The organism is Bradyrhizobium sp., from assembly GCF_035701725.1.
Classification (GTDB): domain Bacteria; phylum Pseudomonadota; class Alphaproteobacteria; order Rhizobiales; family Xanthobacteraceae; genus Bradyrhizobium.
Map to the genome: position 1 here is coordinate 1 of NZ_DASSRP010000079.1, position 7,407 is coordinate 7,407.

The 7,407-nt window shown below is 59.8% G+C and carries 8 protein-coding genes; 3 read left to right on the forward strand and 5 right to left on the reverse strand.

What is annotated here, in order from left to right; translation table 11 throughout:
• The first annotated feature begins 167 nt into the window (after positions 1-167).
• Complete coding sequence (locus tag VFL62_RS04070; RefSeq protein ID WP_325171093.1) at positions 168-1,010, forward strand: outer membrane protein; 843 nt, start codon at positions 168-170, stop codon at positions 1,008-1,010.
• A 75-nt stretch (positions 1,011-1,085) separates the two neighbouring features.
• Here the strand turns inward: VFL62_RS04070 and VFL62_RS04075 are convergent, their stop codons facing one another.
• On the reverse strand, positions 1,086-2,585 hold the full coding sequence (locus VFL62_RS04075; RefSeq protein ID WP_325171094.1) for a caspase family protein: 1,500 nt from the start codon (positions 2,583-2,585) through the stop codon (positions 1,086-1,088).
• Positions 2,586-3,098: 513 nt separating this feature from the next.
• Here VFL62_RS04075 and VFL62_RS04080 point away from each other — a divergent pair.
• Together VFL62_RS04080 and VFL62_RS04085 are read left to right on the forward strand one after the other, a co-directional pair.
• Positions 3,099-4,520 carry a DEAD/DEAH box helicase gene (locus VFL62_RS04080; protein WP_325171095.1) on the forward strand — a complete coding sequence of 474 codons (1,422 nt, stop codon included), beginning with the start codon at positions 3,099-3,101 and terminating at the stop codon, positions 4,518-4,520.
• A 161-nt stretch (positions 4,521-4,681) separates the two neighbouring features.
• Positions 4,682-5,716, forward strand: coding sequence for a GGDEF domain-containing protein (locus tag VFL62_RS04085; protein ID WP_325171099.1), 1,035 nt, complete (start codon positions 4,682-4,684; stop codon positions 5,714-5,716).
• Positions 5,717-5,724: 8 nt separating this feature from the next.
• Here VFL62_RS04085 and VFL62_RS04090 read toward each other — a convergent pair whose 3' ends face one another.
• The 4 genes from VFL62_RS04090 to VFL62_RS04105 all read right to left on the reverse strand — a co-directional run.
• On the reverse strand, positions 5,725-6,189 hold the full coding sequence (locus VFL62_RS04090) for a TfoX/Sxy family protein (RefSeq protein ID WP_325171096.1): 465 nt from the start codon (positions 6,187-6,189) through the stop codon (positions 5,725-5,727).
• A 136-nt stretch (positions 6,190-6,325) separates the two neighbouring features.
• Positions 6,326-6,727, reverse strand: a complete 402-nt coding sequence (locus VFL62_RS04095; RefSeq protein ID WP_325171097.1) for an iron-sulfur cluster assembly accessory protein — start codon at positions 6,725-6,727, stop codon at positions 6,326-6,328.
• A 50-nt stretch (positions 6,728-6,777) separates the two neighbouring features.
• Entirely contained in the window at positions 6,778-7,191 is a 414-nt protein-coding gene (locus VFL62_RS04100; RefSeq protein WP_414644598.1) for an SUF system Fe-S cluster assembly protein, read from the reverse strand.
• Positions 7,188-7,407 (reverse strand): aminotransferase class V-fold PLP-dependent enzyme (locus VFL62_RS04105; protein ID WP_325171098.1); only part of this gene is annotated, 220 nt, incomplete at its 5' end. The genes VFL62_RS04105 and VFL62_RS04100, both read right to left, overlap by 4 nt.

The window sequence follows — 7,407 nt, forward strand, 5'->3', positions numbered from 1 at the left end:
CGCTTGCGAAAGAATTCCACCACCGCATTACCGTCTAGGGTCGAGTCTGTGACCTTCCTGCAACCACCAACTGAAAACGACCTGACATCCTTTTTGTTCGGGTGAATCTGTCCCGTCGGGAGCATATATTTCTTCGCAGCAATATTCGAGTTTTTCGGGGGAAGCATATGCGCCGTCACAACCTAAAGCTTTTACTGACCACCGCTGTCGTCTCGCTTGGCCTGATGACCATGGCTTCGGCCGCGGATCTTCCCGCACGGACCTATACCAAGGCGCCGGTCGCTCCCGTTATCGCGGTATATAATTGGACCGGTTTTTATATCGGCGGTTTCGTCGGCGGCGCTTTTGATGACCGCAACGCCACCGCGACCGATCCTCAGAGTGCGGCAGGTGCGTTTTACAACGGCGGCAACCTCGTCAATTCTTATGGGCTGAGCAGCAGCTTCATCGGTGGCGGTACGGTCGGTTACAATTGGCAGACACCTGGCAGCAGCTTCGTGTTTGGCCTTGAAGGCGAAGCGGGCTATCTGCATCTGCACCGTTCGCAACAGGACATCAACGCGATCAACTCGGGCTTCGCGTTTCCGGACAGCGTCAACTCCACCCGTATCGGTGATGCATATGGTGTGATTGCCGGCCGCATCGGCTTCGCGGCGGATCGCGCTCTGTTTTACGCCAAGGGCGGCGTCGCCTTCGTCGGCACCAACTATAACTTCAATGATCCCTGCACGACCGGCGGATGCGGCGCCTCGACGCTATTCCTCAGCCACTCCGAAACTCAAACTACTTATGCGGTTGGCGCCGGTGTCGAATACGCTTTCACCAACAACTGGAGCCTGAAAGGCGAGTACCTCTATCTCGGGACGCGCAAGACATTCACTCAGTCCGGGATTGCGGGTGGCGGACTTGCCGGCACTGTCGAAACGAATACGGCGAGCGAGCCCGGAGTGCACACCGCAAAGATCGGCCTGAACTACAAGTTCGGCGGACCCGTCGTCGCGAAATACTGATCGCATCCTCTCTTGAAGAGAAAGCCCCCGACGATCGTTGGGGGCTTTCTTTTTGCCAGGCTTGCCCGCGAAGAATCAGCGACGGAAACTCTTGATCTCCGACACGCTGCCGTCGCGATAGGTCAATTCCACCGAGACAAATCTGTTCGACGGCGAGAGCTTCAAATACGGTTTGGCCTCGTATGGAATCGCGCTCGGATCCTTCATGTCGCAAGGCGGCAGCTTGAGCACCTGATCGGGAACCGCACTATCGATGCCGATTTTCACCTCGCGGATCGCGCAACGATACGACATCAGGTGGGTGTAGTAGACCAAAAGACCGTTGAACTCGCGGAACGAAAGCCAGCTATTGGCGGTCATGTCGAGGATCTTGCGCTGATCGCGGATCAGCGCCGCTTCCGGATCGAATTTGATCGGAAACGGTCCTTGCAGATTTCCCGACACGTCGACGTAACGAACTTCGAATGTTGCCGCCGGGGTATCGGCCGCGAGTTCGACCGAGGGATTCGGCATTCGCTTGCGGGTTCTGGAATCAAGCGTATCGAGGAACCCGGTTTCGCGGAAATCGCCGCTATTTCCCATTCGCCAGGAAATGCCGAGCGTGGGGTCGGCGATCGAAAACACCATCGTCCAGCCGCCATTGTGGCGAGAGAACAGCGCAATCGGCGCGTTGAGCGCGTCCTCTTTCGACGGGCGCGGAACAGCCGCCGGCGACAGTGCCGCAACCTGCGTATCTGCGGGTTTATCCGTCGGCTTGGATATTTCGGCGGTTTGCGCCTTCTCGTTGCCGTTCAGGAAGACGTCATCGACCATCTGGTCGAAATAAACCGGAAATTGCTTGTGGCTCACGGTCTCAGCCATTTCGCTGACGATGCGGCGGGTGTGCTGGGCGACCTGCACCAGATTTTCGCCGGGCTGCAGCAACTCCTTGGCGAAGGCGCGCGTAAAAACCGAATTGGGATTGCTGTCGTTGTTGGAGAGCCGGTCGAGCGCGGTTTGGCGCGGACCTGCCGAAAACACCGAAAACACCCCTTCGGGCAATTGCGTCATCGGCGCAAGACCGCCGCCGCCCGCCACCGCGCGGGTCCCCGGACGTTCGAACGGGTTGTTGCGGCAGGCGTCGAACACCAGAATGGCGGTGCGCACCTTCCGGTTCTGCAAACGCTCGATGATGCGGTCCGCGAGCACCGAGGCATCGCGCACCAATTCTTCCTGCCCTTCGGTCGCGGCCGGCACGTCGGTCGGCAGCAGGAAGTTCTGTCCGGCAATCTCAAAGCCATGGCCGGCATAAAAAAAGAACGCGGTGTCGCCGGGCTCGAGCGCCCGATCGAACGCGAGCAGTGTTTCGCTGAAAGCCTGCCGCGTCTGGTTCTCCGCCAGCATCACGGAAAAGCCGAGTTGCTTCAGCGTATCGCCCATCGTGCGGGCATCGTTCACCGCCTTCTGCAGCTTCGGCACGTTCTTGTAGTCGTTGTTGCCGACGACGAGCGCGACACGATTGGCCGCCTGCGCCGGTGAGGTCAGTGCAAGCAGCGCCAGCGCGATGATGACTCTCAACGATGCCAAATGCTTCATGTCGGTCCCGCGCCTGCCGCAATCGCCTTTTGCCGTAGTCGGCCTGCCTATCCTAGTGGTTCGATTCCAACATTCGCATCCCCTTCTCAACGGGCACCGTTTGCGAATGTCGGAATCAAAGAACCACTACCAAATATCCGTTTCCAGTGGAGTTTCGGATTTGGCATTCGCTTGATGAATTCGCGGCCCGGTAGGAAGCGAACGTCAAATCCACTCCACTGGCGGTTCACCGTGTCCATCCATCATTTGAAGGCGAAATGACAAAAAGCCCCTTATTTGTGCGAAAACATTAAGGTTTTTTGCCGTTTTGACCCGTTCCCAGATTGACTTTAGCGGTTTCAACCCTATGTTCGCCGTGAAAAGCGGATTTGGATTGAGTACGATTCTGAGGTCGATCCGCCGCTGGTCAGCGTCCTCTCACTGCCCCTGAGCTTCATCAAGCGCGCCGTTTCGGGGCCGAACGCGACCGCCTTTTACCCTCGATTCCGAACGGCGGTTTCGATTAGAGGCTCAATGTCCTTCTCAAATCTCGGCCTGTCCGAAAAGGTGCTCGCCGCTGTTGCGGCCACCGGTTACACAACCCCCACCCCCATTCAGGAAAAGGCGATTCCTCACGTTCTGGCCCGCCGGGACGTTCTCGGCATTGCCCAGACCGGCACCGGCAAGACCGCTGCCTTCGTCCTTCCGATGCTGACGATCCTGGAAAAGGGCCGCGCCCGCGCCAGGATGCCGCGCACCCTGATCCTTGAACCGACCCGCGAACTCGCGGCCCAAGTGAAAGAAAGCTTCGACCGCTACGGCGTCGGCCAGAAACTCAATGTCGCGCTTCTGATCGGCGGCGTTTCCTTTGGCGACCAGGATTCCAAGCTGACGCGCGGCGTCGACGTCCTGATCGCAACGCCCGGCCGGCTGCTCGACCACACCGAACGCGGCGGCCTTCTGCTCACCGGCGTCGAACTGCTCGTGATCGACGAAGCCGATCGCATGCTGGATATGGGTTTCATTCCCGATATCGAGCGCATCTGCAAACTCGTCCCGTTCACGCGTCAAACACTGTTCTTCACGGCGACGATGCCGCCGGAAATCCGCCGCGTGACAGAGACCTTCCTGCACAATCCTGAAAAGGTGGAAGTCTCAAAGCCTGCAACCACCGCAGTCACGGTCACGCAATTGCAGGTAGCCTCGGGTCGCGAAGCGCATCAAAAGCGCGAGGTTCTCCGTCACCTGCTTCGTGAGGCCAAGGACCTGAACAACGCGATCATTTTCTGCAATCGCAAACGCGAGGTCGCCATCCTCCACAAATCGCTGCAAAAGCACGGCTTTTCCGTTGGCGCACTGCACGGCGACATGGATCAGACCGCGCGCATGGCGGCGCTCGACCAGTTCCGCAAGGGCGACATTCCGCTTCTGGTCGCCTCCGACGTTGCCGCCCGCGGCCTCGATATCCCGGCCGTCAGCCACGTCTTCAACTTCGACATTCCCCACCACGCCGACGATTACGTACACCGGATCGGCCGCACCGGCCGCGCCGGCCGCACGGGAACGGCGGTGTCCATCGTCACTTCGCTCGATCACAAGTCGATGGCTGCGATTGAAAAACTAATCGGACAAAGCATCCCCGTCGCCGAGGGCAGCGCGCCGGCCGCGTTGCACGAAGCCTCCGACGGCCGCGACCATGAACGTTCGCGGCGCGGAGAGAGAGAGGGTTCACGGCGCGGCGGCCGAGGGCGCCGTCGTGATCGCGACGGCAGCAGCAAGGAAAATCGCAACTCGGTTTCATCAACGCAATCCCAGATTGCGGAAGCGAAGCCGGCGCCGGTCACCCCGTCGTCCGCCTCGCGGTCTGCCCCGACACGGCGGCCGCCTCCGTCGGAACCCGCAGATCATTCCCACCTTCCAGCATTTTTGCTGCGGCCGATCCGCGCCCGCGTCTGATCGCGACTTCCGATCACTACGTTGGTATGGGTCAAGGTTTAACGGCTCGTTCATCAACCTCCAGTAGCTTGAATTTCATAGTTTAAGTGATTGGCACGATCAGCGAGCCGCCGCTGACCGTTGCGGGGGCATATTCGGTGCTGGACGATTTCGAAAGGACGATGGCCTTTGCCGAATTGGCATTGGGCCAGATCAGATCGCTGCGGCAAACCGCCATCCCCCGGAATTATGAAATCTGGTACGTCTATGCGACCGGCTACAACCCGCAGCTCAACAAGGTCGTCAATGAAACGCTGGCCCGCACCGGCAAGCTGACCGAATCCGATCTCGAGCAGATCTACGAAACCTACCTCTCCCATATCAAGACGACGGACCGAATCGACAAAGTCGGCGCCCGTGTCATCGGCGAAATCGACGACGTCGTGCTGTTGATCGACGAAGCGCTTGCGATGTCGGCAACCTACAGCGACAGCCTTGCCTGCGTCAGCGAAAAACTTGCAACAGCGCTCAATCGCGAGCAGGTCAAGAAGCTCGTCGATTCCCTCGTCAAGACGACACATGAGATGCGCGACACCACCAAGGTGCTGGAGGACCGGCTGGCGCTCTCCAAGGCGGAAATCAGCAATCTTCAGCAGAGCCTTGAGGCAATCCGGGCCGAGAGCCTGACCGATCCCCTGACGGGTCTGGGCAATCGCAAGTATTTCGATCGATCGCTCGAAACCGCGGTGGCAAGTGCGATTGAAACCAGCGAGCCGCTCTCGCTATTGATGTTCGATATCGATTACTTCAAGTCCTTCAACGACTCCTATGGCCACCTGACCGGAGACCAGGTGCTGCGGCTGGTCGGAATGTCGCTGAAACAGTCGATCAAGGGACAGGACATCACTGCCCGGTATGGCGGCGAAGAATTCGCCGTGGTGCTGCCGAACACGGCGCTACGCCAGGCGCTCACGGTCGCCGATCACATTCGCCGGGCGGTCATGTCGAAGGAATTGAAGAAGAAATCGACCGGCGAAATCCTCGGCCGCGTCACCATCTCCGTCGGCGTCTCCATGCTCAAGCCCGGCGACGACATGGATTCGCTGATCGAGCGGGCTGACGCGTGCCTCTATGCCGCCAAGCGCGCGGGGCGCAACCGCGTGGTCTGCGAAGCAGATCCCGAATATGTTGCGGAAACCCGCAACCAGGTTGCCTGATAAGCGACCTATTTCTTTTTCGCCGCCGTTTTCTTTTTGACAGCCGATTTTTTCGCTGTTGCCTTCCTGGCTGATGCCTTCCGTCTCGCGACGTTCTTGGCGGGAACTTTCGCCGCCGTGGCCTTCTTTCGCGCGCGCTTTGGCCTGCGCACGGCCGCACGCTGAGCGGCGGCCAATGCCGCTCTCGCCCAGCCGCCCAGTTCATCCTGATCGTCAAACAGCCGCGCCGGCAATTCCCAATAGGAGTTGACGGTGACGACCTTGCCGCTCCTCTTCTGCTGGTATTGAAACGGCCGCGAGCCTTCCGCCTCGAATTGCGGGATGGTCGCTTCATCCGCACGGAAATACAGTCCTGCGCGCAGCGCTAGCGCGAAATTGGTGCCGTCGGCCGAGATCCCGTAACCGGAGAACATCCGCCGAAGCGTCACCGGGCCAAAGCTGGAAAACAGATCGATCAGAAAATCGCGATCCATCGGCAAGCGTCTCGCGCCCCGGCCGCGGCGCAGCGTCTCCATGCGGCGCAGAGCCGGGGTCCATAGTTCTACGGTCTAAGTCTGGGTCCCGGTTCTGCGCAGCAGCTCAAGCGCTGCAGCGCGCCCGGAACAAAGATCAGCTTTCGACGCTCGCCGGCTTGAGCTGCACGGATTCGCCGCAGCCGCAGGCGCCCACCTGGTTCGGATTGTTGAAGATGAACTGGGCTTGCATCTTATCAGTCTTGTAGTCCATCTCGGTGCCGAGCAGGAACAGGACCGCCTTGGGATCGACCAGGATCTTCACGCCCTTGTCCTCGACGATTTCGTCGGTCGGGCGGATCTCATGGGCATATTCGACCGTGTAGGACTGGCCGGCGCAGCCGCCGTTCTTGACGCCAACGCGAAGTCCGACGATCTCGGAATCGGCACGCTTGGTCAGCTCCACGATGCGGCTCGCCGCCGCTTCAGTCAGCTTCATCACCTGCGGGCGAGGACGCCGGGCCTTGGGGGTTGGTGAGGTCGGGGTCATCTCAGTCATGTGGTCAATCCCGAGGTCAATTCAATAAGGTTTTCTATCGACGCGAACGCTCACCACATATTGAGGACGAGACGCGCTTCGTCCGACATGCGATCCGGCGTCCAGGCCGGATCCCACACAAGATTGACGTTGACGACACCGACGCCGGGCACGCTCGCCACGGCATTTTCCACCATCTGCGGCAGTTCGCCCGCCGCCGGACAGTTCGGCGTGGTCAGCGTCATCACCAGATCGACGGAGCGGTCGTCCTTGAGCTCGACCTTGTAGATCAGGCCAAGCTCGTAGATGTCGGCCGGGATTTCCGGATCGAACACGGTCTTCAGCGCGGCAATGATGTCGCCGCTCAGCCGCTCGGTTTCTTCCGGCGGCAAAGCCGACTGGGTTTCCATGTTGGAAGCCTTGGCTTGCTGATCCTTGGCTTCCACGTCCTTTTCAGGACTCTTGACTTCGACAGTGTCGGTCATGCGAACAATTCCCGCGCCTTGATCAGCGCCTGCGCCAAATGGTCGACTTCTTCGCGCGTATTATACATCCCGAATGAGGCCCGGCACGTCGCGGTCACGTTGAACCGCTCTAAAAGCGGCATCACGCAATGGGTGCCGGCCCGCACCGCGATGCCCTGCCGGTCGATGACGGTGGCGACATCATGCGGATGCGCCCCCTTCATCTCGAAGGAGATC

Excerpts from the sequence above, each read along its gene's own strand:
- VFL62_RS04080 (WP_325171095.1), top strand. The coding sequence starts at position 3,099 with ATGTCCTTCTCAAATCTCGGCCTGTCCGAAAAGGTGCTCGCCGCTGTT.
- VFL62_RS04100 (WP_414644598.1), bottom strand. The coding sequence starts at position 7,191 with ATGACCGACACTGTCGAAGTCAAGAGTCCTGAAAAGGACGTGGAAGCC.
- VFL62_RS04095 (WP_325171097.1), bottom strand. The coding sequence starts at position 6,727 with ATGACTGAGATGACCCCGACCTCACCAACCCCCAAGGCCCGGCGTCCT.
- VFL62_RS04085 (WP_325171099.1), top strand. The coding sequence starts at position 4,682 with ATGGCCTTTGCCGAATTGGCATTGGGCCAGATCAGATCGCTGCGGCAA.
- VFL62_RS04075 (WP_325171094.1), bottom strand. The coding sequence starts at position 2,585 with ATGAAGCATTTGGCATCGTTGAGAGTCATCATCGCGCTGGCGCTGCTT.
- VFL62_RS04070 (WP_325171093.1), top strand. The coding sequence starts at position 168 with ATGCGCCGTCACAACCTAAAGCTTTTACTGACCACCGCTGTCGTCTCG.
- VFL62_RS04090 (WP_325171096.1), bottom strand. The coding sequence starts at position 6,189 with ATGGATCGCGATTTTCTGATCGATCTGTTTTCCAGCTTTGGCCCGGTG.